This window comes from Rhodococcus sp. NPDC056506 (assembly GCF_042794945.1).
Taxonomy (GTDB): Bacteria; Actinomycetota; Actinomycetes; order Mycobacteriales; family Mycobacteriaceae; genus Rhodococcus_F.
In genome coordinates this window covers 143,620-169,157 of sequence record NZ_JBHTSW010000006.1, presented here as the reverse complement: position 1 = coordinate 169,157, position 25,538 = coordinate 143,620, and the positions used below count along the sequence as shown (strand labels likewise).

At 63.5% G+C, this 25,538-nt stretch carries 26 protein-coding genes, 1 tRNA gene and 1 other RNA gene; 13 read left to right on the top strand and 15 right to left on the bottom strand.

The features are described 5' to 3' along the window. The first annotated feature begins 15 nt into the window (after nt 1-15). Both ACFQ6H_RS08550 and pip read left to right on the top strand, forming a co-directional pair. Nucleotides 16-456 (top strand): hypothetical protein, encoded by a 441-nt coding sequence (locus ACFQ6H_RS08550; protein ID WP_230813774.1) that lies wholly within the window; start codon nt 16-18, stop codon nt 454-456. After that, on the top strand, nt 456-1,439 hold the full coding sequence (gene pip, locus ACFQ6H_RS08545) for a prolyl aminopeptidase (RefSeq protein WP_378538888.1): 984 nt from the start codon (nt 456-458) through the stop codon (nt 1,437-1,439). Before ACFQ6H_RS08550 ends, pip begins: the two co-directional genes overlap by 1 nt. Before the next feature lie 4 nt (nt 1,440-1,443). On the opposite strand, the gene ACFQ6H_RS08540 is transcribed toward pip, so the two are convergent. From ACFQ6H_RS08540 to rnpB, 3 genes are all read right to left on the bottom strand, one after another. Next, the gene (locus ACFQ6H_RS08540) at nt 1,444-2,853 is read right to left on the bottom strand and encodes an RNB domain-containing ribonuclease (protein ID WP_378645486.1); all 1,410 of its coding nucleotides are present in this window, start codon (nt 2,851-2,853) and stop codon (nt 1,444-1,446) included. A 91-nt stretch (nt 2,854-2,944) separates the two neighbouring features. Beyond that, nucleotides 2,945-3,130 (bottom strand): hypothetical protein, encoded by a 186-nt coding sequence (locus tag ACFQ6H_RS08535; protein WP_007735457.1) that lies wholly within the window; start codon nt 3,128-3,130, stop codon nt 2,945-2,947. Between the two features lie 319 nt (nt 3,131-3,449). Further along, nucleotides 3,450-3,864: RNase P RNA component class A (rnpB, locus tag ACFQ6H_RS08530), an RNA gene on the bottom strand. Between the two features lie 54 nt (nt 3,865-3,918). On the opposite strand from rnpB, the gene ACFQ6H_RS08525 reads away from it, so the two are divergent. Both ACFQ6H_RS08525 and ACFQ6H_RS08520 read left to right on the top strand, forming a co-directional pair. Then, entirely contained in the window at nt 3,919-4,446 is a 528-nt protein-coding gene (locus tag ACFQ6H_RS08525) for a DUF1697 domain-containing protein (RefSeq protein ID WP_378645389.1), read from the top strand. 28 nt (nt 4,447-4,474) lie between these two features. Next, nucleotides 4,475-5,710, top strand: coding sequence for an SLC13 family permease (locus ACFQ6H_RS08520; RefSeq protein WP_378645386.1), 1,236 nt, complete (start codon nt 4,475-4,477; stop codon nt 5,708-5,710). Between the two features lie 29 nt (nt 5,711-5,739). On the opposite strand, the gene ACFQ6H_RS08515 is transcribed toward ACFQ6H_RS08520, so the two are convergent. The 4 genes from ACFQ6H_RS08515 to cobC all read right to left on the bottom strand — a co-directional run bounded on the left by ACFQ6H_RS08515 (nt 5,740) and on the right by cobC (nt 9,871). Next, entirely contained in the window at nt 5,740-6,864 is a 1,125-nt protein-coding gene (locus tag ACFQ6H_RS08515) for a bifunctional RNase H/acid phosphatase (protein WP_378645383.1), read from the bottom strand. Further along, nucleotides 6,861-7,598 (bottom strand): zinc ribbon domain-containing protein, encoded by a 738-nt coding sequence (locus tag ACFQ6H_RS08510; RefSeq protein WP_019748955.1) that lies wholly within the window; start codon nt 7,596-7,598, stop codon nt 6,861-6,863. Before ACFQ6H_RS08510 ends, ACFQ6H_RS08515 begins: the two co-directional genes overlap by 4 nt. 108 nt (nt 7,599-7,706) lie before the next feature. Further along, nucleotides 7,707-8,840, bottom strand: a complete 1,134-nt coding sequence (locus ACFQ6H_RS08505) for a Nif3-like dinuclear metal center hexameric protein (RefSeq protein WP_378645380.1) — start codon at nt 8,838-8,840, stop codon at nt 7,707-7,709. Then, the gene (gene cobC / locus ACFQ6H_RS08500) at nt 8,837-9,871 is read right to left on the bottom strand and encodes an Rv2231c family pyridoxal phosphate-dependent protein CobC (RefSeq protein ID WP_378645377.1); all 1,035 of its coding nucleotides are present in this window, start codon (nt 9,869-9,871) and stop codon (nt 8,837-8,839) included. Before cobC ends, ACFQ6H_RS08505 begins: the two co-directional genes overlap by 4 nt. A 56-nt stretch (nt 9,872-9,927) precedes the next feature. Here cobC and ACFQ6H_RS08495 point away from each other — a divergent pair, with 56 nt between their 5' ends. Genes ACFQ6H_RS08495 through ACFQ6H_RS08485 form a run of 3 tightly spaced genes read left to right on the top strand, consistent with a single transcriptional unit; the run spans nt 9,928 to nt 12,070 of the window. Further along, complete coding sequence (locus ACFQ6H_RS08495) at nt 9,928-10,623, top strand: HAD hydrolase-like protein (protein WP_378645375.1); 696 nt, start codon at nt 9,928-9,930, stop codon at nt 10,621-10,623. Further along, nucleotides 10,610-11,083 carry a low molecular weight protein-tyrosine-phosphatase gene (locus ACFQ6H_RS08490; protein ID WP_378447942.1) on the top strand — a complete coding sequence of 158 codons (474 nt, stop codon included), beginning with the start codon at nt 10,610-10,612 and terminating at the stop codon, nt 11,081-11,083. Before ACFQ6H_RS08495 ends, ACFQ6H_RS08490 begins: the two co-directional genes overlap by 14 nt. 48 nt (nt 11,084-11,131) lie before the next feature. Then, nucleotides 11,132-12,070, top strand: coding sequence for an SURF1 family protein (locus ACFQ6H_RS08485; RefSeq protein ID WP_378447941.1), 939 nt, complete (start codon nt 11,132-11,134; stop codon nt 12,068-12,070). On the opposite strand, the gene ACFQ6H_RS08480 is transcribed toward ACFQ6H_RS08485, so the two are convergent. The 6 genes from ACFQ6H_RS08480 to ACFQ6H_RS08455 all read right to left on the bottom strand — a co-directional run bounded on the left by ACFQ6H_RS08480 (nt 12,011) and on the right by ACFQ6H_RS08455 (nt 15,067). Next, nucleotides 12,011-13,030, bottom strand: a complete 1,020-nt coding sequence (locus ACFQ6H_RS08480; protein WP_378645368.1) for a cobalamin biosynthesis protein — start codon at nt 13,028-13,030, stop codon at nt 12,011-12,013. The two genes, ACFQ6H_RS08485 and ACFQ6H_RS08480, sit on opposite strands and share 60 nt — an antisense overlap. 65 nt (nt 13,031-13,095) lie before the next feature. Continuing rightward, on the bottom strand, nt 13,096-13,320 hold the full coding sequence (locus ACFQ6H_RS08475; protein ID WP_378546940.1) for a hypothetical protein: 225 nt from the start codon (nt 13,318-13,320) through the stop codon (nt 13,096-13,098). Nucleotides 13,321-13,412: 92 nt separating this feature from the next. After that, nucleotides 13,413-13,484 (bottom strand) — tRNA-Val (locus ACFQ6H_RS08470). Between the two features lie 32 nt (nt 13,485-13,516). Further along, complete coding sequence (locus ACFQ6H_RS08465; protein ID WP_317554954.1) at nt 13,517-13,981, bottom strand: peroxiredoxin; 465 nt, start codon at nt 13,979-13,981, stop codon at nt 13,517-13,519. 36 nt (nt 13,982-14,017) lie between these two features. Continuing rightward, nucleotides 14,018-14,443 (bottom strand): DUF3052 domain-containing protein, encoded by a 426-nt coding sequence (locus tag ACFQ6H_RS08460; protein WP_317554952.1) that lies wholly within the window; start codon nt 14,441-14,443, stop codon nt 14,018-14,020. A 177-nt stretch (nt 14,444-14,620) separates the two neighbouring features. Beyond that, nucleotides 14,621-15,067, bottom strand: coding sequence for a hypothetical protein (locus ACFQ6H_RS08455; protein ID WP_378546937.1), 447 nt, complete (start codon nt 15,065-15,067; stop codon nt 14,621-14,623). A gap of 347 nt (nt 15,068-15,414) precedes the next feature. On the opposite strand from ACFQ6H_RS08455, the gene aceE reads away from it, so the two are divergent. From aceE to ACFQ6H_RS08425, 6 genes are all read left to right on the top strand, one after another. After that, entirely contained in the window at nt 15,415-18,270 is a 2,856-nt protein-coding gene (aceE, locus tag ACFQ6H_RS08450; protein ID WP_378645366.1) for a pyruvate dehydrogenase (acetyl-transferring), homodimeric type, read from the top strand. A 113-nt stretch (nt 18,271-18,383) separates the two neighbouring features. Next, complete coding sequence (locus ACFQ6H_RS08445) at nt 18,384-19,712, top strand: CdaR family transcriptional regulator (protein WP_003941635.1); 1,329 nt, start codon at nt 18,384-18,386, stop codon at nt 19,710-19,712. A gap of 127 nt (nt 19,713-19,839) precedes the next feature. Beyond that, entirely contained in the window at nt 19,840-20,748 is a 909-nt protein-coding gene (locus tag ACFQ6H_RS08440; protein WP_378447936.1) for an ACP S-malonyltransferase, read from the top strand. A gap of 84 nt (nt 20,749-20,832) precedes the next feature. Continuing rightward, nucleotides 20,833-21,108, top strand: a complete 276-nt coding sequence (gene acpM, locus ACFQ6H_RS08435; RefSeq protein WP_003941649.1) for a meromycolate extension acyl carrier protein AcpM — start codon at nt 20,833-20,835, stop codon at nt 21,106-21,108. Nucleotides 21,109-21,115: 7 nt separating this feature from the next. Continuing rightward, nucleotides 21,116-22,366 carry a KasA/KasB family beta-ketoacyl-ACP synthase gene (locus ACFQ6H_RS08430; protein ID WP_003941591.1) on the top strand — a complete coding sequence of 417 codons (1,251 nt, stop codon included), beginning with the start codon at nt 21,116-21,118 and terminating at the stop codon, nt 22,364-22,366. A gap of 108 nt (nt 22,367-22,474) precedes the next feature. After that, nucleotides 22,475-23,908 (top strand): acyl-CoA carboxylase subunit beta, encoded by a 1,434-nt coding sequence (locus tag ACFQ6H_RS08425; RefSeq protein WP_378546925.1) that lies wholly within the window; start codon nt 22,475-22,477, stop codon nt 23,906-23,908. Nucleotides 23,909-24,048: 140 nt separating this feature from the next. On the opposite strand, the gene ACFQ6H_RS08420 is transcribed toward ACFQ6H_RS08425, so the two are convergent. After that, the gene (locus ACFQ6H_RS08420; protein ID WP_378645361.1) at nt 24,049-24,558 is read right to left on the bottom strand and encodes a DUF3145 domain-containing protein; all 510 of its coding nucleotides are present in this window, start codon (nt 24,556-24,558) and stop codon (nt 24,049-24,051) included. 128 nt (nt 24,559-24,686) lie between these two features. Then, nucleotides 24,687-25,526, bottom strand: a complete 840-nt coding sequence (locus tag ACFQ6H_RS08415) for a serine hydrolase domain-containing protein (protein ID WP_378538505.1) — start codon at nt 25,524-25,526, stop codon at nt 24,687-24,689. Nucleotides 25,527-25,538: the final 12 nt, after the last annotated feature.

Sequence of the window (25,538 nt, the reverse complement as noted above, 5' to 3'; positions counted from 1 at the left end):
CCAGGGGTGCGTTCAATGATCGGTAACCGTCGAAGTTCTACTGCCGCAGCTGTAGTCGGCGCGGCAGCTCTCGTCACGGTGCTGAGCGGATGCGCGGGAGGGTCCACCAACTCTCCCGCGCCCAGCAGCACTACGCCCGCGAGTTCCACCACGACGGCGCCGGCAACAACGTCCGCGTCCGGCACCACCTTCACCGACGCGCAGGTCCAGCAGTTGTGCTCGGATATGGAAGGGCAGCTGCAGAACTGGCGTACCGTCACCCCGACGCTCGGCAAGGGCGGACTGAACACGATCGTCATCACGTGGGCGACGCAGAACGGCATCAACCTGCTCGATCTCGCCCAGAACCGCGAAAGTATCGACGCGGCAACCTCGGCCGCGTGCCCAGACGTCCGTACCGGCGCGATTTCCGCACTCGAGATCCCCGATCTCGCCTCCGGCCTGGTGGGCTTCTGATGACCGAAACATCAGCACAGCCGTCTGCTCTTCGGAATCTCTATCCTCCGATCGAGCCGTTTGTGACCGGTTTCCTCGACGTCGGTGACGGCCAGAGCATGTACTGGGAAGTCAGCGGAAATCCAGACGGCAAGCCGGTGGTGTTCCTGCACGGCGGTCCCGGCGGCGGCGCGCAACCGGCGGTGCGGCAGTTCTTCGATCCGGCCGCCTACCGCATCGTTCTGCTCGACCAGCGCGGCTGCGGTCGATCCACCCCGCATGTAGCCGACGGCGCCGATCTGTCGGTGAACACGACGGACAAGCTGCTGGGCGACATCGAAGCGCTGCGCGAACATCTTTCGATCGACAAGTGGATGGTCTTCGGCGGGTCCTGGGGTTCCACACTGTCCATCGCCTACGCCGAGGCGTTTCCCACGCGTGTCACCGAACTCGTCCTCCGCGGGATATTCCTCCTGCGTCGCAGCGAGATCGACTGGTATTACAACGGCGGCGCGGGAAACATCTTTCCGGAGCGCTGGGACAAATTCCTCGAACCGGTACCCGAGGCGCAGCGCGGCGAAGACCTCGTCGCGGTCTATCACCAACTGCTCCATTCCGAAGACCCCGACGTCGCGGCCCGCGCAGCCATCGCCTGGTCTGCCTGGGAAGGATCGACAAGCTACCTGTACCCACAGGCAGACAAGATCGAACAGAACTCCGAGACCAGGTTCGCCTTGGCCTTCGCCCGCATCGAGAACCACTACTTCGTCAACGGCGGGTTCTTCGACGAGAACCAACTCCTACGCAAAAGCTCCGCACTGCAGGGCATTCCGGGGACCATCGTCCAGGGCCGCTACGACGTCGTCTGCCCGGCCACCAGCGCCTGGGCGCTGCACAAGGCGTGGCCCGAATCCAAGCTCGTGATCGTCGACGACGCCGGACACTCCGCCATGGAGCCCGGCATCGTGCATCACCTGGTGGAAGCCACCGATTCTTACCGGTAACTCCCTACGCCGGGAACGTGAATTCCACCGTCCGTTTGACGGTGTCGACGGCGGTGAGCCGCACCTTCGCGCGCTCACCGTCGTCGGGCGTTCCGACGCATTTCGCGATCACCGCGACCGACGGGACAAATACTTCCGCCGAGCGCTTTCCGTCCTTGGCGCGCATCACCACCGCGTCGAAAACCTCGCCGATCCGGCCGTCGAGCAAGGTGGACTCGGTGAGATCGATGCACGCGCGGTCGACCTTGTTCGCCAGTGAGTCGGACCCACTCATGATGTCGGGCAACTCGGGAAGGGCAGCGCGCACCCATTCCGGTACCGGCGTACCAGCTGTGATCGCCAGACACACCTCGGTGCTGAAGCGATCGGACAAGCGGCGCAGCGGAGCAGTCACGTGAGCGTAGGGCGCTCCGATCCCCGCATGCACCGTCAACTCCGGTAGTTGGCCGTCGAAGGCCGCGTAATCTGCCCCGCGCAGCAACGACGGCGCAACCGACATCAGCGCCATCGTCGACGGCTCACTCGAATCGAGGCCGGCAAGAATCTGCCCGACGCTGTGACCCTCCGGCCACGTGATACCCAGCGCCACTGCAGTTCTCCGCAGGGTCCGAACCGCGGACTCCTCGGCCGGCGGCAGGGTGCGAAGCAACCCGATACCTGCGTCGATCATCATGCGCCCGGCGCACATGCCCGTGAGCAGCGAGACTTCGGCGTTCCAGTCGTCAGCTTCGGTGCGCGGCTCCAACTCGATCCGCCAGCGGCCCGAAGACTCGTCCTCGGGCTGCTCCCGAACCACTGACTGTTCGGGCAATTTCAGCTCGATTGCTCCCCTGGCAATCGCGGAGGCACTACGGAGACGGCCGAACTCGGGCAACGCCGTGATCGACGGATGCAAGGTTCCCGCGTCGGCATCGCGCTGCACGGTCGAATAGTCCAGACGTGCCACCGATTTCACCAAAGCGCGTCTCACCTGCCACGACGTCGGCTCGGCCTGCGCGTCGAGTTCGATCCGCCACAGCGCGGCGGGGCGAACCACGTCCGGCAGCAGACTCGCAGAACCCTCGGACAACGCACGAGGATGCAGCGGGACGGAACCGTCCGGGAGATAGAAAGTTTGGCCCCGCTTGCGGGTTTCGATGTCGAGGGCGCCGCCCGGCGTCACTACTGCCGCGACATCCGCGATCGCGTAGTGCACCACAAAACCCGTCGAAGTCTTCTCGATGTGCACTGCCTGGTCGAGATCCATCGATCCGGGCGGGTCGATGGTCACGAAGGCAATTGCCGTTTCGTCGACACGCCCGTCGCCAAAACGATCCACGGCATTCTCGGCCTCGGCTTGCGCCGGGGCCGAGAATGCTCCTGGCAAATCGAACTCCGCCCGAACCACTCCGAAGTCGATTCCCTGCACCATCATTCGACTTGCGGGCACGCATCCTCCATGATCGGTTCGGGCCGGTGTAGCAGCTGTACCGGTCCCAGTTGTTCCAGGCTCAGTTGTTCCAGGCTCAGTTGTTCCAGTCTTCGTCTGCCCGATCGGCCGCCTTGTTGCGTTCGGCAGCGATCTTCAAAGCGTGCTCGGCAGAGTCCCGATCAGGGTACGGCCCCATCCTCGTCAGCGAGGACGCACCCTTTCCCTGCGTGACAGAACCGTCGGACACGTCGAAGTACCAGAGTCGATCTTCATCAGTCATATCCACAGTGTGACATCAGAGTGAGATAGAAGCTTGTAGATCGCTGTGAGACTGATATTCTTTCTACTTGGCCTGGCAGGTGAGAACCGGACATTCGAACGGTGAGTTCTGCTTGAATGCCCAACACAAGCTACGAACAGAAAATGGAGTGCGCATGTCCGCAATTCTTTACGATTACCTCCTCCCGCTCATGGGCCATGACGCGGCAACGTACTGGGCTACGCTGCTGGTCATCAAGCCTGTCTGACAGCTTTTCGAACAAAGAAGACCCCCACCGATCCGGTGGGGGTCTTCTTTTTCTCACTGTGCAGATCGCGGGCGGACGAGTCGGCGTGTAAGCCGGATCCTGTCCTGCGGCACCGAAGTGCCGAGTGGCGACCATCCATCTGGGCACACCGTCGCCGGGTGCCTCGAGCGGTTCACCCGCAGGCTCGGGCGAGCAGCCCTCGAACACCTGCGCAGCCGCACCGCGAGCGATGCGACCTTCAACCTTGCTCCGGGCGGGGTTTACCTAGCCACCCCGGTCACCCGAGGTGCTGGTGCGCTCTTACCGCACCGTTTCACCCTTACCTGCCTCGAAAGGCAGGCGGTCTGTTTTCTGTGGCACTGTCCCGCGAGTTGCCTCGGGTTGCCGTTAACAACCGCCCTGCTCTGTGGAGTCCGGACTTTCCTCGGCCCCAGGCCTGTGCGCGGTACGCGCTGGTTCCAGAAGCCGCGGCCGCCCGGCCAACTCGTCCGCCCCCGTATGCTACCGGGCGCCTGTCGGCGGCCGGCACTATGGTCACCTTATGACTCGGTACGTGGCCCTGCTACGCGGTATCAACGTGGGCGGCATCAACATCAAGATGGTGGACCTCGCGAGAGTCTTCACCGACCTCGGATTCGAAGGCGTGAAAACCGTCCTGGCCTCCGGCAACGTGCTGTTCGACAGTCCGAGCACCGACATACTTTCACTGAAGAAGCAGATCGAATCCGCCCTGGCCCGTGAGTTCGGCTACGAGGCTTGGGTATTCGTCCTCGACATCCCGGCACTGCAGGCGATCGTGGACAACTATCCGTTCGAGCGCGAACGCCAAGGTTGGCACGCGTACGCGATGGTTGCCTCCGAGCCGGCAGTCCTCGAGGAATTGAGCGCTGCGGCAGCGCAACTCGATGCCTCGGTCGAACGGGTCGCGGCCGGCGACGGGGTCCTGTATTGGGAGGTCGAGAAGGGCCAGACTGTCAAGAGCGCGTTCGGCAAGAACACCGGCAAACCGAAGTTCAAGGCGTTCACGACAACCCGAAACCTGAACACGCTCAACAAACTGCTCAAATGACGCTCGCCCCGACGCGGAGTACAAACGCGTGACTCTTCTTCCCATCCTGCTCGTCGCCGCCGTCCTCATTTTTGCGATAGTGCGTCCACGCGGACTTCCCGAAATCACCGTTGCCGGCCCAGCAGCCGTGATCGTGCTTCTGACCGGTGTCGTCACTATCGACGAAGCCCGCGAAGAACTGACAAGCATGGCGCCTACCGTCGTGTTCCTGCTGGCCGTGCTGGTTATGGCTCACGCCGCGGACGCTCTCGGTGTCTTCCGCTGGGTCAGCCAGGTCCTGCAGCAAAAATCCCTCGCGGATCCTCACCGGTTGCTGATCTATGTGTTCGGCGCCGCCGCCCTGACCACGGCGGTCCTGAGCCTCGACGCCACCGTCGTGCTGCTGACACCCGCGGTGATCGCGGCCGCACGATCCATCGGAACAAGTCCCCGGCCGCATTCCTATGCCAGTGCGCACCTGTCGAATTCGGCGTCGACCCTGCTGCCGGTGTCCAACCTGACCAACCTCATCGCATTTGCCGCAACAGGTTTGACGTTCTTGCACTTCACCGCATTGATGGCGTTGCCGTGGGTCGTGACGATCGCTGTCGAATATCTGATCTTCCGACTGTTCTTCCGATCCGAACTCGACCGCCCCGAAAAAACAGAGCCACCGGCGAGTAAAAGCTCCTCGCCCGCGCCGCTTCTGCCGCTGACGGTGATCGCTATGACGCTTCTCGGTTTCGCGGTTTCGGGTTTCTTCGGGATCGAACCCGCCTGGATCGCTGTGGTGGGTGCCGGTGTTCTGGGAGCGATCGCTCTGGCTCGGCACCGTACGACCGCCGCCAAGATGGTCTACGCTGCCGACCTCTGGTTCTGCGCGTTTGTCCTCGTCCTCGGAATCATCGTCGCCGGGGTCGCGAACGGGCCCGTGGGCGAATGGATTGCGCAGATCCTCCCCAGTGACACCAGCTACGGTTCACTGCTCTTTGTCGCCGCGGTAGCGGCTGTTGCGTCCAATCTAGTCAACAACCTGCCGGCGACGCTGCTGATGATCGCCGCGCTCGGAACGGCGGCACCTCCAGCTCTGGTGCTTGCAATGTTGATCGGCGTCAACCTCGGCCCCAACCTCACCTACGTGGGTTCACTGGCAACGATGCTTTGGCGACGAGTTGCCACCAGCGCGGGCGCACCGCCCACGCTGGTGACGTTCACTCTGCTCGGGGTCATCACGACACCACTGACGCTGCTCGCCGCGGTGAGCGCCCTGTGGTTGGTGATCTGATCAGCGGCTGATCAGCCGTCTGGGCTTTTTCAGCGCAGGTGTGACGTGTCGTTGACCAACCGGACCGAGGCTCCCCCGTCGGGATAGAACTCGGCGATACTCAGCGACGCCAGATCCAGATGCAACCGGTACAGCAATGAAGGCCCGGCATCGAGAGCCAACTGCACCAAAGTCTTGATCGGGGTGACGTGAGAGACGACCAACAGCGTTGCGCCGCCGTAGGTGGCGATCAGGTCGTCGCGCGCGGCGAGGACTCGTTCTCGCACCTCGTCGAAGCTCTCACCGCCCGGTGGACGCACCGAAGTGTCCGAGAGCCATTCGCGATGCAGCTCCGGGTCACGCTCCGCTGCCTCGCGGAACGTGAGTCCGTCCCAGTCGCCGAAATCGGTTTCGATCAAACCCTTGTGCTCGACGACGGGTAGGCCGAGCACGCGGGCCGATGCCTCTGCCGTCTCGCGGGTTCGGCCGAGAGGTGAGCAGACGATGGCGTCGATACCGCCGCGGTTCCCGAAGCGTCCGGCAGCGCCGGCGGCCTGCGCTCGGCCCAGCTCCGTGAGCTCCGGATTCCCGCGACCGGAGTAGCGGCGATCGACCGACATCGCAGTCTGGCCGTGACGGAGCAACAACATGCGTGTCGGCTTGCCGGTGGTAGCGATCCATCCCGGAGAGCCGGCGATCTGCGGCTCCGACGTCTCTTCGGACGGGGCGGCCGGTGCAACAGGTGCGGGGGCCGCGGTTTCGATGCCGGCAGCAGCGTCCATCGCCTCGTTGGCAAGACGATCGGCATGAGAATTCTCGCCGCGCGGAATCCACGTGTAGGTCACCCGCGAGAACTGCGTCGCCAACTCGGCCGCGCGTCGCTGCAGCGGAATCATGTCCGGGTGCTTGACCTTCCAGCGCCCGGACATCTGCTCGACGACCAACTTCGAGTCCATACGGACGTCGACCGTCGACGCGCCGAGTTCACCGGCAGCGGTCAACCCGGCGATCAGTCCGCGGTACTCGGCGACGTTGTTGGTCGCGATTCCGATGCTTTCCTTGCGTTCGGCCAACACCGAGCGAGAGGCGTCGAACACCACAGCTCCGTAGCCGGCCGGACCGGGATTGCCCCGCGATCCACCGTCGGCCTCGACGATGACCTGCGACAGACTCACAGACCGGACTCCTTGGTACGCACCATGATTGCATTGCACTCTGGGCAACGAACGACGACGTCGGCCGGCGTCGCGGCGATTCGGGAGATCTCACCGCGGTCGATCTCGATCCTGCAAGCGCCGCATCGGCGGGCCTGCAGTAGCGCTGCGCCCGGTCCGCCCAAGGTGCGCTGCTTCTCGTACACCGCGAGGAAATCGGCGGGAAATTCGCCGACGAGTCGTTCACGATCGGCGGCGCAACGTTCCTGCGCCTTGTCCAGATCAGCGACGGCATCGTCGCGGCGACGCTTGGCGTCGATCAGTTCTTCTTCGGCCTGGGAGAGCTGGGCACCGGCGTGATCGTGATCAGCCTGCAACGCCTCACGCTGCTCCATCACTTCGAGCAACTCGTCTTCGAGGAGTCCTTGACGCCGAACCAGGCTGCCGAGTTCGTGTTCGAGTTCGGTGAGCTGCTTCGCGCCGACCGACCCGCTCTGCAAAAGCGTGCGGTCACGGTCCTCGCGCTGACGAACAGCGTCGACCTCGCCCTCGAGCTTGCGAATGTCGCGATCGATGTCGTCGATCTGGATTTCGACGGCTACGGACGCGTCTTTACGGCTGATCCGCTCGGCCTCGAGACGTTCGACTTCCTGCTGCTCGGGAAGCGCTCCGCGTCGGTGGGTGATCCGAGTGAGCTCAGCATCCACCCCGGCGAGGTCGAGAAGCTTGGATTGCACCTGTGGTTCGACGTTCACGCTGTATAACTCCTGCTGTAAGTCCGATGTCGGCAGTGCTCGCGAAGGACGGCTCTCGAAGAACTGCTCTTGAATTGTTCGTGCAACCGTACCTTGCACAGCCCTGCACTAATGCGCACTCAAACACCACGGATCGGTGCGAATTGTCGAAACCCGGCTTTCCCACCCCGGATTGTCGGCAAACGCGGCATCGACCACAGATTTTGCCTGCGCACACCAGGGGTATTCGCTCGCCCAGTGTGCGACGTCGACCAGTGCCGGGCCACCGGCGCGAAGATGCTCGTCCGCGGGATGATGCCGCAGGTCCGCAGTGACGTAGACGTCGGCGCCCAGTGCCGCCACCACGTCCAGATACGAGTCGCCGGAACCGCCGCAGACCGCCACCCTGCTAACGGTCGCGTCTGGATCTCCAGCGGCGCGAACACCCCACTCGGTCGAGGGCAGTGAGCGCGCCACTCGCGCAGTGAACTCCCGCAAGGTTTCGGGGTGCTCGAGCTCACCTACCCGACCCAGACCGAGCGAACTGGGGAACGCTGCAAGTTCGAAAACGTCGAAGGCCGGTTCCTCGTACGGGTGGGCAGTCCGCAGTGCGTCCAGCACCGCGCTTCGCTTTCCGCGCGGGGCAATCACTTCCACCCGATCCTCGCGAACCTGCTCCACAGCGCCGACGGTCCCGATCGTCGGATTCGCACCGTCGGCCGGAAGGAACTGACCCGTACCGGTGACGGTCCAACTGCACTGGCTGTAGTCACCGATCCGGCCCGCCCCCGCCTCGAAAAGTGCGTCCTGCACGACCGGCGCATTCTCCACCGGAACCATGACGACCCACTTGTCGAGCGGCTGCGTCGGCTTGGGTTCGATCGGGCGCAGCACGGTCAGGCCCAGAGCCTGCGCCAGAGCGTCGGATACTCCGGGGTCGGCGGAGTCCGCATTGGTGTGCGCCGAGAACAGCGCACACCCGGCCTTGATGAGCTTGTGGACCAACGCGCCCTTGGGGGTGTGAGCACCGACGGTATCCACCCCACGCAGCAGCAGTGGATGGTGAACAACGAGAAGGTCGGCGCCGGAGGCGATGGCGTCGTCGACCACGGCCTCGGTCGGGTCCACCGCGAAAACCACTCTCGTGACGGCGTCGGCCGGATCGCCGCAGACCAGGCCGACCGAATCCCACAATTCGGCCAGGGCAGGCGGATAGGCGGATTCCAGCACGGCTATGACGTCCGCAAGAGTTGGGCCGCTCACAAGATCTCCTTCATCGCTTCGATCAGAACCGAGACCTGCTCGGCTGGACGGACCGCCACACGCAACTGATCCGGCCCGAGCCCGGGAAAGGTGTCGCACCGGCGGACGGCGATACCGCGGGCACGCAGGTGCTCTCGCATCGCGGCACCGTCGCGGAGGTCGATGAGCACGAACGGCCCCGCAGCGGGTTCGTGCACGGCAACCCCGATCTTGGTCAGTCGCCGGGCCATGTCTCGGCGGTCTGCGGCAATCGCTTCGGCTTTGATCCTCGACTGCTCGACCGCGAACGGTTCGCAGCACGCCGTGATGGCTTCGATCTGCAGACTGCCCAGTGGCCAGTGCGCTCGGCCGTGCGCCAATCGAGCCAGAAGATCCGGAGAGCCGATCGCGTACCCACACCGCAATCCGGCGAGCGCCCACGTCTTGGTCAGGCTGCGAAGCACGAGTACATCCGCCGACTCGACACCCGCGACGCTCTCCGTTTCGCCGGGGACCGCGTCGCCGAAGGCTTCGTCCACCACCAGGATCCGGCCCGGCCGACGCAGTGCCAACACATCGGCCTCGGGGTGAAGGACGGACGTCGGATTGGTCGGATTACCCAGAACGACAAGGTCCGCGGATTCCGGTACCTGCGCAGCCCGAAGCTCGAAAGGCGGCTCCAGAATCACCTGCGTCACCGGTACACCGGCCTCTCGCAGCGCCAGTTCAGGCTCGGTGAAAGACGGATGGATCAGTGCTGCCGAGCGAGAATTCAGGCGCGGCAACATCGCAAAACCCTCGGCACCGCCAGAGAGCAGCAAGACTTCCTCGGGTCGGCGCCCGTGCCGCTGCGCGACGGTTTCGCGGGCCTTAAGTTCCGCTGCAGCCGACGGATAGGAACCGAGCGTCGACAGTCGCGCTGCCAACCGATCCCGCAGCCACTGCGGTGGGCCGGCGCCTTGAACGTTGACGGCAAAATCGAGCAACCCGGGCTCGGCTTCGACATCTCCGTGATGTCGCAAGCTCTCCAGGTCAACCGTTCCGGTACTCACCCGGTCAGCCTACGGTCGAGCACCGTGCGCGGACATCACCCCTGCCGTCCGGGACAATGAGTGCCGTGACGACATCACCCCTCGACCGTTTTCCGGTAGTTCTGTTCGATCTGGACGGAACCATCACCGATTCCGCTCCCGGCATTCACGGCGGCTTCCGACATGCGTTGGCAAGTGTCGGCCATCCGGAGCCGACGGAAGCGATGCTGGCATCGGTCATCGGCCCGCCGATGGTCGACACTTTCAGATCACTCGGCATGACCCCGGCCGACGTCGACCGGGCGATCGCCGCGTACATCGAGCGATACGACGCGACCGGGTGGCAGGAGAACTCGGTGTACGAGGGGATGGACGTCGTCCTGGGCAAGGCTCGCGCGAACGGGACCCGGCTCGCCGTCGCCACCTCGAAGTCGGAACGGTTCGCCATTCGCATCCTCGAACATTTCGGCCTGGCCGAGCACTTCGAGTTCATCGGCGGGGCGAGCGAGGACGGAACGCGCCGGGCGAAGCCGGACGTGATCGCGCACTCGCTGACCTCACTCGGGATCACTCCCGTCCTCGCCGCCGACGGCGGAACCCCCGACGTGCTCATGATCGGCGATCGTGACCACGACGTACTCGGCGCCGCGAAGTACGGCATTCCCACCGTCGTCGTCGAATGGGGCTACGGCTCCGCCGACGAAGCGCGGCAAGCTCTTTGCTCCGTATCGTCGGCATCCGAATTGGGAGGCCTACTCGATGGCCGCGCCTGAACCGCTCCATGTGACGTTTGTGTGCACAGGCAATATCTGCCGGTCACCGATGGCCGAGAAGATCTTGCTCGCGCATCTGGGCCGTGAAGGCCTCGCCGACCGGGTGCGTGTGAGCAGCGCCGGTACCGAGGGGTTTCACACCGGTAGCGAGGCCGACGAGCGGACCAACGTCGTGCTCCGCGCGGCCGGATATCCGACGGGCCACAGCGCCGCGCAGGTCAATGCAGATCATCTGGCGGCCGATCTGGTCGTCGCCCTCGATACCGGCCACGAACGTGAGCTTGCTCATCTCGGCGTGCCCACGGAGCGGCGGCGGCTACTGCGATCGTTCGACCCCGAGGCCGACGGCGAATCTGTTCCAGACCCGTACTACGGGGATCAGGAGGACTTCGAACTGGTTCGAGACCAGATCGAAGCGGCCATTCCCGACATACTCGACTGGATCCGTGAGCGGGCCTGAACCCGGAGCAAAATTCACTCCCGTTCGGGCAACGGATACCGTGGACGTGTGCGAAGACTGAAATTCCTGTTGCGGCCCGGTTGGTTGGTACTGGCAGCTGTGGTCGGGCTCTTCGCCTACCTGTGCTTCACCGTGCTCGCTCCGTGGCAGCTCGGCAAGAACACCAAGACCGAGCATCGCAATGATCTGATCTCGAACTCGATCAACGCGGAAACCGTGCCGATCGGTGATGTCATCTCCGATTCGACGATCGCACCGGACGACGAATGGCGAAACATCACCGCGGCAGGTTCCTATCTGCCGGACGCCGACATTCTCGTCCGCCTGCAGTCCATCGAGGGCGCGCCGTCGTACGAGATCCTGACGCCTTTCCGCCTGGACGACGGTCGCACGATCCTCGTCAATCGCGGATACGTTCGGCCGATCAACGGCGCCGAGGCACCTCCCATCGCTGCGCCGCCGACCGATCCGGTGACGCTCAACGGCCGCGTGCGCCTCTCGGAAGGTACTGCGCCCGGCAGAGTTCCGATGTTCGAGGACGGCGCGAAGCAGGTCTACTCCATCGACGCACAACCTATCGGCGAGTTCATCGGAACGGACCTGATCGACGCGTACATCCAGCTCGAACCCGACCAGCCCGGCGGTCTCGGCACGATTCCGCTCCCCCAACTCGACGCGGGTCCCTACCTCTCGTACGGGTTCCAATGGTTGGCTTTCGGCATCATGGCGCCGCTCGGACTGGCCTACTTCATTCGCGCGGAGTGGCGCGAACGTCGCAAGGAGAAGGCAGCTCAAGCAGCTGTCGAGGGCTTTGCGACCGACGACGCCGCTACCGAGAAGACCCCAGAGGCAACGGCGTCCGCGCCTGCCGCACCCCCCGCTGAACCGGCTCGTACCTTCACCCGCCGTAAGAAGCCGGAACCGGAGTCAGTGCCGCTGACGGCGCAGGAAGCCAAACTTGCCGATCGATACGGCAATACCCGCTGAAATACCCGCTGCCACCACTGCTGCACTGATCTGCACCGCCGACGAAAGCCTCGACGCGCGGCGCAGATCGTTCGGCGCAGGCGCAGGCCCACCGCCAAGGACAGGCCGCATCTCCACGCCGTGCGCGTACTCGGTCCGACCTCCCAGCGAAATGCCCAATGCCCCTGCCGCCGACGCTTCCGCGACGCCCGCATTGGGGCTTGGATGAGCCGCTGCGTCGCGTTTCCACGCTGTCAGTGATTCCCGCACCGAGCCGCCCACCACCGGTGCACACGCGGCCGTCAGCGCTCCCGTGAGCCGAGCGGGGACGATGTTGACCAAGTCGTCGAACCTCGCCGCGGCCCACCCGAATCTAAGGTACTTCTCGGAGCGGTAACCGATCATCGCGTCGAGTGTGTTGGCGGCGCGGTAGACGAACAGACCTGGCACGCCCGCAATTGCGCCCCAGAACAATGCGCCGACGCTCGCATCGGAGGTGTTCTCGGCGACCGACTCCAGTGCAGCTCGTGTGAGGCCCTCTTCGCCAAGCACCGAGGGATCACGTCCACACAGTGAAGGGAGAAGCTCACGCGCTGCCGTCAGGTCGCCATCGACGCGTGAGGCCTCCAACCTCGCGGCCATGTCGTTGCCGGTGCGTGCGAGCGACGTCCCGCCGAGCACGGCCCAGGTGGCTAACGCCGTCGTACTCGTCACGGCAACCCAACCTGCCCGGCGCGACGCTGTTTCGGCTGCGAGGCCGAGCCCCGCGGTCCCTGCCACGAGCACGGCGACATGAAGCGTTCCGGCCATCCTTGAGTCTCGGTAGGAAATCTTCTGCAGCGCGATCGCTGCGGTACCGAAGCCGGCAACCGGATGGAACCGCCCCGGATCGGCGAACACCCGATCCGCAGCGAAGCCGAGGAGAAGGCCGGCGGCTCGCGCACTGAACCGAGATTGGGACGAACGAACCGAAATTTGCACGAGCGTAGTTGTAGCAGCGTCGCTCGTTCTCTGGCCAACCGTCACGTGTCTGCGCTAGCTGATCTCTACCCGTCCCAGTCGATCGTGAGATAGATCAAGCGGTGCATGCGATTGATTTCCCAGACACGGGCAATCCCGGTCGCCAGTGCGTCGCTCTGGGAACGAACCCGGATCGTCTGCCCCGGGAACAACGCAACACTCAGAATGGGCATCTCGGCGATGTGTATGTGCGGACGGGTGGGATGCACACGCCTCGGGTCGACGGCTACTTCGATCACAGAACTGGACATGCGTCCAGAATGGCGTATTGAAGACAATTCGTTGTCGGAAATGAAAAACCCCGATCTGCATCGACATGCAGATCGGGGTTTGAATTCTTCGGTGGGCGCGGAGGGTTTCGAACCCCCGACCGCTGGTGTGTAAAACCAGAGCTCTACCACTGAGCTACACGCCCGAACTCCCGGTGAGACCCTCACCGGGAGTGCTCTAAGACTCTAGCGCGGCAAGCGCGTTTGCCCAAAGTCCGTGGTCACGGGCTTCTCCGGGGCCGTTCATCTCGGCAAAGCGAATGATTCCGTCTTTGTCGATGACAAAAGTGCCGCGATTCGCGAAGCCCAACTTGTCGTTGAACACGCCGTACTTCTGAGCGACTTCACCGTGCGGCCAGAAGTCCGACAGCAAGGGAAAGGTGTATCCCTGTTCTGCCGACCAGATCTTGTGGGTCGGCGAAGCACCAACAGAAATCGCGAGAATGGCAGTGTCGTCGTTCTCGAACTTCGGAAGCTCGTCACGGACCTTGCAGAGTTCACCCTGACAAGTTCCGGTGAAGGCCAACGGATAGAAGACCAACAGAACATTCTTCTTGCCACGGAAATCTGCGAGCGAAACTTCCTGGTTGTTCTGGTCCTTCAAAGTGAAATCCGGTGCCTGGGCACCAACATCGAGGGGCATGTGCGATTCCTTGGGAAAGTACGGAAAAGGACCGGGTCAGCGCTTGTTGGCCGGACGGGCCTTCGGCTGAACCAATCGACTTCCCGACCAGTCACCGAGGTTGGCTGCCGATGTCTGGGTCAGGCCGGCAGTCGGCGCCGATTCGGCGATCTCGCTGGGCTCGACGTGACCGTCGAAACCGGTCTTCGGGGTGAGGACCCACACGAAGCCTTCGTCGGCGAGCGGCCCGATGGCATCCATCAGAGCATCCACCAGGTCACCGTCCTCGTCGCGCCACCACAGCAGCACGACGTCGATGACCTCGTCGGAATCCTCGTCGAGCATTTCCCCGCCGATGGTTTCCTCAACCGCGGCACGAATGCCGTCGTCGGTATCCTCATCCCAGCCCAGTTCCTGCACCACCATGTCAGTGGTAATCCCGAGTTTCTGAGCGTAGTTCTGGGCATCCGCCGCGGCGACCACGGTGGGGTCCTCCTTTTGTTGATGGTGTGTGGCGACCCCGCACACCTACCGTTTGACGATCAATTAGGGAAAGCGAACATGGTCTGAGGCGTTAGCGCAAGCCGACCACGCCGAAAACTTTCGTCAAAGATCGTCTTCTGACACACGCCGAACCATACGCCTGCGGATTACCGCAGGTCACAGGGATCCACATTCGTCGAAGATCGACTTGCGAATCGAATTGCTCGCATCGCTGATCGAATTGATTTCATCCGCCGAATGATCACTCTCGATCACCGAAGCAGACGAACGTAGGTTCGCGGCCAATTCGTCGAACAGTCCGGAAAGCTCCGCTGGAAGTTCACTCGAGACCGAGTCGAACCACGAGGCCGTTTCCCGTGCAGACGAAGCAGCGGTGCTCGCTTCGGCCCTCAAGTCCGACGCGCCTTGATTTCCGGCGTCGACGTAGGCGTTGAACGCGACCACGTCGTTTTTCGATCGAGAGACCGCTTCCTCACAGATCGTGAAGGCTGCTTCGGCAGCATCTGCTGCCGCTTTCGACGAAGACGCCGCGGCTACCGAAATGCTCACCTCGGATTGATACGCAGCGGCTTGCGATTCGTTCGGAACTGCAGATCCGGTCACCGCGGCGGAGCACCCCACGATCACCGACAACCCCACTGCGATCGATCCGATCGAAACCCACGCCCCGACCCTGCCGCAATTGATTTCTTTGTTTATTTTTCCCCACCCCTTCATACCTTCCGATCCATCCCCCAAGCCTGTGACTACGGGGAACCATCACGCCCCTGCGTCACGCCGAAAAACGCTACCCGAGAGTAACCAGAGGCGAGGTGTGCCGGACCGACCGGGATGGTGAAAGATGAGGTACGCGCCATATTCACGATGGAAGTGCGTCGGACCTAACAAGGCCTCGATCACCTATGTAAGGACGCCCCACCACGCGTCCCCAAACCAATGAGGAGCACACGTTGTCTGACCTGATCCAGGGTCCCGCGTCCGGGCAGAACGCCGATTCCGGCGCCGCCGGCGAGTCGGGTCCGCCCGCGTCGAATACGCCGGGGGGAACCGACGGTCGCGTTCGCGTCATTCGCGAGGGTGTTGCGTCGTACCTGCCGGACATCGATCCGGACGAGACCACCGAATGGCTCGAATCATTCGACGGACTTCTGGATCGATCCGGACCCACGCGTGCCCGCTACCTCATGCTCCGCATGCTCGAGCGCGCCGGTGAGAAGCACGTCGCACTCCCCGCGCTCACCTCGACCGACTACGTCAACACGATCCCGACCGAAAACGAGCCGTGGTTCCCCGGCGACGAAGAGGTCGAGCGCCGCTATCGCGCCTGGATCCGTTGGAACGCCGCGATCATGGTCCACCGTGCTCAGCGACCGGGCGTCGGCGTGGGCGGACACATCTCGACCTACGCATCGTCGGCAGCGTTGTACGAGGTCGGTTTCAACCACTTCTTCCGCGGCAAGGACCACCCGGGCGGCGGCGACCACATCTTCATCCAGGGTCACGCCTCCCCCGGCATCTACGCACGCGCCTTCCTCGAGGGCCGCATCCCTGCGGAACAGCTGGACGGATTCCGCCAGGAGAAGTCGCACGCAGACTTCGGCGGCGCACTGCCCTCCTACCCGCACCCGCGACTGCTTCCCGACTTCTGGGAGTTCCCGACGGTCTCGATGGGTCTCGGCCCGATGAACGCCATCTACCAGGCCCGGTTCAACCACTACCTCAACGACCGAGGCATCAAGGACACCACCGATCAGCATGTGTGGGCATTCCTCGGCGACGGCGAGATGGACGAGCCGGAATCACGCGGCTTGGCTCACGTCGCGGCAACCGAAGGCCTCGACAACCTGACGTTCGTCGTGAACTGCAACCTCCAACGCCTCGACGGCCCGGTCCGCGGTAACGGAAAGATCATCCAGGAACTGGAATCGTTCTTCCGTGGTGCCGGCTGGAACGTCATCAAGGTCGTCTGGGGTCGCGAGTGGGATGCGCTGCTGCACGCCGACCGCGACGGCGCACTCGTCAACCTGATGAACGTGACGCCGGACGGCGACTACCAGACGTACAAGGCCAACGACGGCGCGTTCGTGCGCGATCACTTCTTCGGCCGCGACCCCCGCACCAAGGAACTGGTCAAGGACCTCACCGACCAGGAGATCTGGAACCTCAAGCGCGGTGGCCACGACTACCGGAAGGTCCACGCCGCATACGCAGCCGCCATGGCTCACAAGGGCCAGCCGACGGTCATCCTCGCGCACACCATCAAGGGCTACACCCTGGGTAAGCACTTCGAGGGCCGCAACGCCACGCACCAGATGAAGAAGCTGACGCTGGACGATCTCAAGGCGTTCCGCGACATGCAGCACATCCCGATCTCGGATGCCGAGCTCGAGAAGGATCCGTACCTGCCGCCGTACTACCACCCCGGCGCCGACGCACCCGAGATCAAGTACATGCTCGACCGTCGTAAAGCACTGGGCGGGTTCCTGCCTTCGCGCAACACCGACGCGGCGCCGCTCAAGCTCCCCGAGGACAAGACGTACGACGTCATCCGCAAGGGTTCGGGCAAGCAGGAAGTCGCCACCACCATGGCGATCGTGCGCATCCTCAAGGAACTGTTGCGCGACAAGGAAATCGGCAAGCGCATCGTTCCGATCATCCCGGACGAGGCTCGCACGTTCGGTATGGACTCGTGGTTCCCGTCGCTCAAGATCTACAACCGCAACGGTCAGCTCTACACGTCCGTCGACGCCGAACTCATGCTCGCCTACAAGGAGAGCCCGATCGGCCAGATCCTGCACGAGGGCATCAACGAGGCCGGTTCGACGGCTTCGTTCACCGCAGTCGGCACGTCGTACGCCACCCACGGTGAACCGATGATTCCGCTGTACATCATCTACTCGATGTTCGGTTTCCAGCGCACCGGTGACGGTCTGTGGGCGGCCGCCGACCAGATGGCTCGCGGATTCGTTCTCGGCGCGACCGCCGGTCGTACCACCCTGACCGGTGAAGGTCTCCAGCACGCCGACGGACACTCCCTGCTCCTGGCATCCACCAACCCCGCCGCTGTCACCTACGACGCCGCGTTCTCGTACGAGTTGGCGCACATCGTCAAGGACGGCTTGCGCCGCATGTACGGCGGCACCCAGGGTGTCGACGGCTTCGGTGGCGAGAACATCTTCTACTACCTGACCATCTACAACGAGCCGTACGTTCAGCCGGCCGAGCCCGAAGGTCTCGACGTCGAGGGCTTGCTCAAGGGCATCTACCTCTACAAGACTTCCGAAGCCGCCGGCCCGAAGGCACAGATCCTGGTATCCGGTGTCGCGATGCCCGAGGGGCTGCGCGCGCAGAAGTTGCTCGCCGACGAGTGGGGCGTCTCGGCCGACGTCTGGTCGGTCACGTCCTGGGGTGAGCTGCGCCGCGAAGGCGTCGAGTGCGAACGTCAGGCGCTGCTCAATCCGTCCGAGGATGCGCCGGTTCCCTTCGTCACCACGGCGCTGTCCTCGGCTCAGGGTCCCGTCGTCGCGGCTTCGGACTGGATGCGTGCGGTGTCGGATCAGATCCGTCAGTGGGTTCCCGGCGACTACACGACGCTCGGCACGGACGGGTTCGGTTTCTCCGACACTCGAACTGCGGCACGTCGCTACTTCAACGTCGATGCCGAGTCCATCGTCGTTGCCGTGCTGATCGGTTTGGCGAAGGAAGGATCGATCGAGCGGTCCAAGGCCGTCGAAGCAGCGAGCCGTTACCGTATCGACGACGTGAATGCTGCGCCGGAGCAGACCGGGGACACCGGTAGCGCGTAAGTCCTGGCGCAACGGTCCTGGCGCAACGGTCCTAGCGCTCGAAAACAGACCTACGCCCATCGCCGCGGGTGTCATCTCGACATCCGCTGCGGCGATGGGCGTAGGTTTTTCTCATGCCCGAACCTGATCCCGAGAAACCCGAAGAGGGTGTGCGCCGCACCCGACCGCAGTCGTCCGGGTTGCAGGCTGTTCTCGCCCGCCGTCGTCAGGTTCGCGATCCACTCCCCGAGGCCCTGCTCCGCCGCGTCAAACAGTTCTCCGGTCGGCTCTCCACCGAGGCCGTCACCGTCATGGAGGAGCAACTTCCCTTCTTCGACAGTCTCGACGCTTCGCAACGCGCCGACGTTCAACTCTTGGTGCAGACGTCGGTGGTGAACTTCCTCGAATGGCTGCGGCAACTCGACTCGGAGATCAGCTTCGGATACGAGTCCTTTCCGGTCATCCCTCAGGACCTTGCTCGACAGCTCACGTTGCGCCAGACCGTCGACATGGTCCGGGTGGCGATGGAGTTCTTCGAGAAATGGCTACCGGCTCTCGCCCGCAACGATCAGCAGCTGATCGCGCTGACAGAGGCCGTCCTGCGCTACGGACGTGAACTCGGCTTCGCGGCGGCAACGGTCTACGCAAGCGCTGCCGAATCTCGTGGCGCCCTGGACACGCGGCTGGAAGCGCTCGTCGTCGACGCCGTCGTGCAGGGCGACACCGGTTCGGACATGCTTTCCCGCGCCGCCACTTTGAACTGGGACGCCACTGCCCCGGCCACCGTCATCGTCGGGTCTCCCCCGCCGGACGAGCGGGTCTCGGTTGCCGGCACCGTCCACGCGACTGCCGCCGCGCACGGGCGCGCTGTTCTTGCCGTAGTGCAGGGTCCGCGGCTGGTGATGATCGTCAGCGGCGAGCTGAGCAGTAAGACGGAAGGCAGCCAGTTCCTTCAAGACCTGCTCATGAGTTTCGCCGATGAGCCGGTGGTAATCGGTCCGACGACGCCCTCGTTGAGCGCAGCGCACTTCAGTGCGTCCGAAGCTCTCGCGGGAATCAAGGCCGTTGCCGGGTGGCGCGGCGCACCTCGTCCGGTTTTCGCGACTGAACTGCTCCCGGAACGGGCACTACTGGGAGACGCCGCTGCCGTAAAGGCTCTTCGCGATTTCCTGGTCGCACCTTTAGCTGAATCCGGCACAGTCTTGACCGATACTTTAGACAGTTATCTCGACTGTGGAGGTGCGGTTGAGACTTGTGCACGTCTTCTGTTTGTTCATCCAAATACCGTTCGGTACCGCTTGAAGCGAATCGCGGAAGTTACCGGCCGGGATCCTACGAATCCTCGGGACGCATACGTACTACGGATCGCCGCTACCGTGGGCCGATTGACACAAATCGATCTCAAATCGAACAATTCGGTTACTTCAGTCACATCTTTAACATCCGGACAAACAAACCTGTAACCCCCGAGCGTCCAATTTCGATGGCCGAGCGCGACGTGGGATTTTGTGGGAACCCTACAAAACACTTCGCCAGAGTTCATCGCGACCGACATCTCGCAGGTCACTCGCGGCGGTGTTCTCTTAATAAGTGATTTCGTTGCTCGCCCCGGGACAGGGCTCTCAGACACCCGGCATGCTCAGCCCCTGGCTGGCATTGCCCGGAGCGCAAGACCGCCTCGAAGTGTGGTCGAAAGCAGCCGGCCTGGACTTGGTCCGCCTCGGCACGACCGCAACTGCCGAAGAAATCACCGACACCTCGGTAACACAGCCCCTCGTCGTCGCCGCCGCTCTGCTGGCATACGAGGAAATCGAATCACGCGGGCTGCTCGGCGCCGACGTCATCGCTGCCGGCCATTCGGTAGGTGAACTTGCCGCCGCTGCGGTCGCCGGAGTGATCTCCGCTGACGACGCGGTTGCACTTGCTGCAATTCGCGGCGCCGAGATGGCCAAGGCCTGCGCACTCGAGCCGACCGGCATGTCGGCAGTTCTCGGTGGAGACGAAGCCGAAGTACTCGCACGACTCGAAGAACTCGGACTCGAAGCGGCCAACCGCAATGCGGCCGGCCAGATCGTGGCCGCCGGCCTGCTCACCGCACTCGAAGAACTCGCGGCGAATGCGCCCGAAAAGGCACGAGTCCGAGCACTGCCTGTCGCCGGCGCGTTCCACACCCGCTTCATGGCACCTGCACAGGACGCCGTCGCAGCTGCTGCCGCCAAGATCACCCCGTCCGATCCGACGCGCACGCTGCTTTCCAACTCGGACGGCGCACCGGTTTCGTCGGGCGCCGACGCCCTCACCAAACTTGCCGCGCAGGTTACCCGCCCCGTTCGCTGGGATCTTTGCTCCGCTTCGTTGCGGACCGCAGAAGTCACCGCGATCGTGGAACTCCCGCCGGCCGGAACCCTCGTCGGAATTGCCAAGCGTGAAATGCGTGGCACACCGACGGTGGCCCTCAAGAACCCGGAGGATATCTCCGCACTGTCCGAGCTGACCTAGCTCGGACGCCCTACCGGCTGATCAGCCCCAACGGCGGCCGGACGTTTCACCCCACCTCAATCGATCAAGAAGGGAGCCACACCAGTGGCCCACACTCAGGAAGAAATCATCGCGGAACTCGGCCAGATCGTGGAGGAGGTCACCGGTATCGAGCCTTCCGAGGTCACCGTTGACAAGTCCTTCGTGGACGACCTCGATATCGACTCCCTGTCCATGGTCGAGATCGCTGTTCAGACCGAAGACAAGTACGGCGTGAAGGTCCCCGACGAGGATCTCGCAGGCCTGCGCACCGTCGGCGACATCGTCGCGTACATCCAGAAGCTCGAAGCCGAAGGCGCCGAAGCCAAGAACGCAGAGTGAGCCGACCGTGACTTCCGCTTCTACCCGCAAAGGGAAATTCCCCGACATCGTCGTCACGAGCCTCGCGACGTCGACGTCGGTGGCTGGTGATGTGGATGGCACGTGGAAGGCGCTACTCGCCGGCGAAAGCGGCATCGGAATCCTCGATGACCCGTTCATCGACGAGTTCGACCTTCCCATTCGCATCGGCGGGCACCTGAAGGTTTCACCGGACGAGGGCTTGTCCCGCGTCGAAATTCGACGGATGAGCTGGGTGGAACGCCTTGCCCTCACGTTGAGTCGCACGGTCTGGAGCAACGCCGGCAGCCCTGAAGTCGATCAGGACCGCCTGGCCGTTGTCATCGGCACCGGACTCGGCGGCGGCGACACGCTCATCGACGCCGTCGACAAGCTCCGCGGCGGCGGATACCGCAAGGTGTCCCCGTTCTCGGTGCAGATGGTCATGCCCAACGGACCGGCCGCAACGGTCGGGCTCGAACTCGGAGCACGCGGTGGCGTCATCACCCCGGTTTCGGCATGTTCGTCAGGTTCCGAGGCAATTGCTCACGCTCACCGCATGCTCGTCATGGGTGACGCGGACATGGTTGTAGCTGGTGGAGTCGAGAGCTTCATCGACGCGGTTCCGATCGCGAGCTTCGCCATGATGCGTGCGATGAGCACCAACAACGACAATCCGGCCGCAGCTTCACGTCCTTTCGACAAGGATCGCGACGGATTTGTCTTCGGCGAAGCCGGCGCCCTGATGATCCTCGAAACCGAGGAGCACGCAAAGGCACGCGGGGCAACGATTCACGCCCGCCTGCTTGGTTCCGGAATCACTTCGGACGGGTACCACATCGTGGCACCGCATCCGGAAGGCCTGGGCGCGGCGCGAGCCATGACCCGAGCAATCGAGATGGCCGGACTGACGAAGTCCGACATCAAGCACATCAACGCCCACGCCACTGCGACGCCGATCGGTGACATCGCAGAGGCAAAGGCAATCAACGCAGCGGTCGGCAATCACGCTGCGGTGTACGGCCCGAAATCCGCGCTGGGACACTCGATCGGCGCTGTCGGCGCCCTCGAATCAGTCCTGACGGTTCTGGCAGTGCGTGACGGGATCATCCCGCCCACGCTCAATGTTGACAGCCAGGATCCAGAGATCGATCTCGATGTCGTCAAGGGTGAACCCCGAACCGGCTCTTTCGATTTCGCACTGAACAACTCGTTCGGTTTCGGTGGGCACAATGTCGCGCTCGCCTTCGGTCGGGCCTAGCCCGAACCGCGGTTTGCACCTGTCCGCGGGTGTCGTTGCAACACAACGTCACCCGCGGACAACACCGACCTTTCGTTCCACCCAAGGCTCGTACTGAAGGAGGACGCGATGACCATCCTGGCCCCCGTGACAAAGTCCGAATCATCGACAGACCCGCGCGATCCTCTTGCGCGCCTGGAAAATCTGTTCGACCCCGGCACCACAGTTCCACTCCACGCCCGTGACAAGTCCGGTGTGCTTGCTGCGTCCGGAAACATCGACGGCGTCCGCACCATCGCATACTGCTCCGACGCCACCGTCATGGGCGGCGCAATGGGCGTCGACGGCTGCAAACACCTCGTCAAAGCCATCGATACCGCCATCGAGGAAGAGTCCCCCATCGTGGGCCTCTGGCACTCCGGTGGCGCGCGTCTGGCTGAAGGCGTCGAAGCACTCCACGCAGTCGGACTGGTCTTCGAGGCCATGGTCCGCGCGTCGGGTCTCATACCTCAAATTTCCGTCGTGCTCGGCTTCGCGGCCGGCGGAGCCGCGTACGGTCCAGCCCTCACCGATGTCGTGATCATGGCCCCGGAAGGCCGAGTGTTCGTCACCGGCCCAGACGTAGTTCGCAGTGTCACCGGCGAACAGGTCGACATGGTTTCACTCGGCGGTCCGGAGACACACACGAAGAAGTCCGGTGTCGCGCACATCGCCGCACACGACGAGGCCGACGCATTGCACCGTGCACGCCGCCTGGTTTCGATGATGTGCGAGCAGGGCGAATTCGATCAGCGTGCGGCCGAACTCGGCGACAGCGATCTGCGCGCCATGATGCCCGCGTCCGCAAAACGCGCGTACGACGTTCGTCCGATCGTTCACGAAATGCTCGACAACGTCGAAGGCGAGTCGAGTTTCGAAGAACTGCAAGGCAATTACGCGCGGAGCATCGTCACCGGATTCGGTCGAATGGCCGGACGTACCGTTGGCGTCATCGCGAACAACCCACTCCGACTCGGCGGGTGCCTGAACTCCGAAAGTGCAGAGAAGGCCGCTCGGTTCGTGCGACTGTGCAACGCATTCGGCGTGCCGCTCGTGGTCGTCGTCGATGTTCCCGGGTATCTGCCGGGCGTCTCGATGGAGTGGGAAGGCGTTGTCCGACGCGGAGCGAAGTTACTTCACGCCTTCGCCGAGGCAACGGTCCCCCGCGTCACCGTCGTCACTCGAAAGATCTACGGCGGCGCATACATCGCGATGAACTCGAGAGCCCTCGGAGCAACGGCCGTATTCGCTTGGCCCAACTCCGAAGTTGCCGTGATGGGCGCGAAGGCTGCTGTCGGCATCCTGCACAAGCGGGCCCTCGCAGCTGCACCGGACGACGAGCGTGAAGCATTGCACGACCGTCTCGCTGCCGAGCACGAGGCAATCGCGGGCGGCGTCGACCGCGCGGTCGAAATCGGCGTCGTCGACGAGGAAATCGACCCGGCGAAGACTCGCAGCATCGTCACTGCTGCGCTCGCGTCTGCGCCGTCTGTCCGCGCGCGGCACAAGAACATTCCGCTCTGACAACCCTGGACAGCAAGGTGGGCCTCGCCGACACGGCGGGGCCCACCTTTGTCATTCAAGTCTTTGTCATTCAAGTCTTTGTCATTCAAGTCTTAGTCGTTCAAGCCGCGAGAGCACTCAGGGTTCAGGATGGACCTCGGTCAGCTGACGCGCCTTCGCAACCATGTCACTTCGGCACCTTCACCTGAACTCCGGAAGGGTTCGAGTTCCGCGTCCCACGGTGCGCCTATTGCCCGACCGATTTCCGCGGCGATGTCTCCACCGGAATTCATGATGGACCGCAGCTTCATCTCCCCGACGACGACATCACCGTTCGCACTGGTGGATCCGCGCCACAAACCGAGACCAGGTACATGGCTGTACCGTTCGCCGTCGACGCCGTGACTCGGGTCCTCGGTGACCTCGAACCGCAACATCGGCCAAGCGCGTAGCGAATCGACCAGGCGGGCACAGGTTCCGACGGGACCTGTCCAATCCGTCGTTGCACGGAGAAGGCCGTCGTAGGCGGGCTGGGAGGTCCATCTGAGTTTGGCAGGGCTGTCCAACGTGGCGGACAGAGCCCAATCCACGTGCGGGCACAGCGCCGCGGGCGACGAGTGGATGTAAACCACACCAGTCGTCACGTCCGCGAATTGATTCATTTCGCGCACTCGAGCCTCCTGCTTCGACGAGGGACGTCTTCCCCAACGACCTCTGTCGAGTTCGTGCAGCACGCTCGATTGAACAGTGTGCCTTGTGTTACCCGTGTTGCGCCAGTGGAAGGAGAGAAATTTGTGCTCTATCGAGAAACTTCGCCGATCACGCCGTCGGACAATTCAGTCCACAAAGGTTTGGCCCAGTCACCGAAGTCGCGATCGGTAAGTACGACGCACGCAGTATCGATCGCGGGATCGACCCACAGGAAAGTCCCCGATTGACCGAAATGACCGAAGGTTGCCGGCGAGTTCTCGAGACCAGTCCAATGCGGACGCTTGTCGCCGCGAATTTCGAATCCGAGTCCCCAGTCGTTGGGGCGCTGAGAGCCGTAACCCGGAAGAATTCCGTTGAGCCCCGGGAACTGGACGGTCGTCGCCTCGGCGAACGTCTGCGTCGAAACAAGGGCCGGTGAGAGCAGTTCAGCCGCGAACTTGGCCAAGTCGTCTGCCGATGCCTGCGCACCGTGGCCGGCCGGACCGACGAGAGCCGCACTGGTCATCCCCAAGGGCGCGAACACGGCCTCGGCCAGATAGTCGGCAAATTCGATCTCGGTCTCCCGGGAAACCAACTCGGCAAGAACCTCGAATCCCGCACTCGAATAGATCCGCTTCGACGCCACCGGCGCCTGAACGACACGTTCGGCGAATGCCAACCCCGACGCGTGCGCGAGGAGATGTCGAACGGTCGACCCTTCAGGTCCGGCCGGCCCGTCCAGCTCGACCGCCCCTTCCTCCACCGCGACGAGAATCGCGTAGGCGCACAACAGTTTTGTGACCGAAGCCAGCGGGAAAACGTGCGACTGATCGCCGCTGAAACCACGAACGCGGTCGCCCTCACCCGAGTTCTTCCCGGAGAGGACGACCGCTGCCGCATTGTCGACCGGCCACTGCTGAATTACGTCAAGACTGTGAGTACTGGGCACCCGATCAGACTA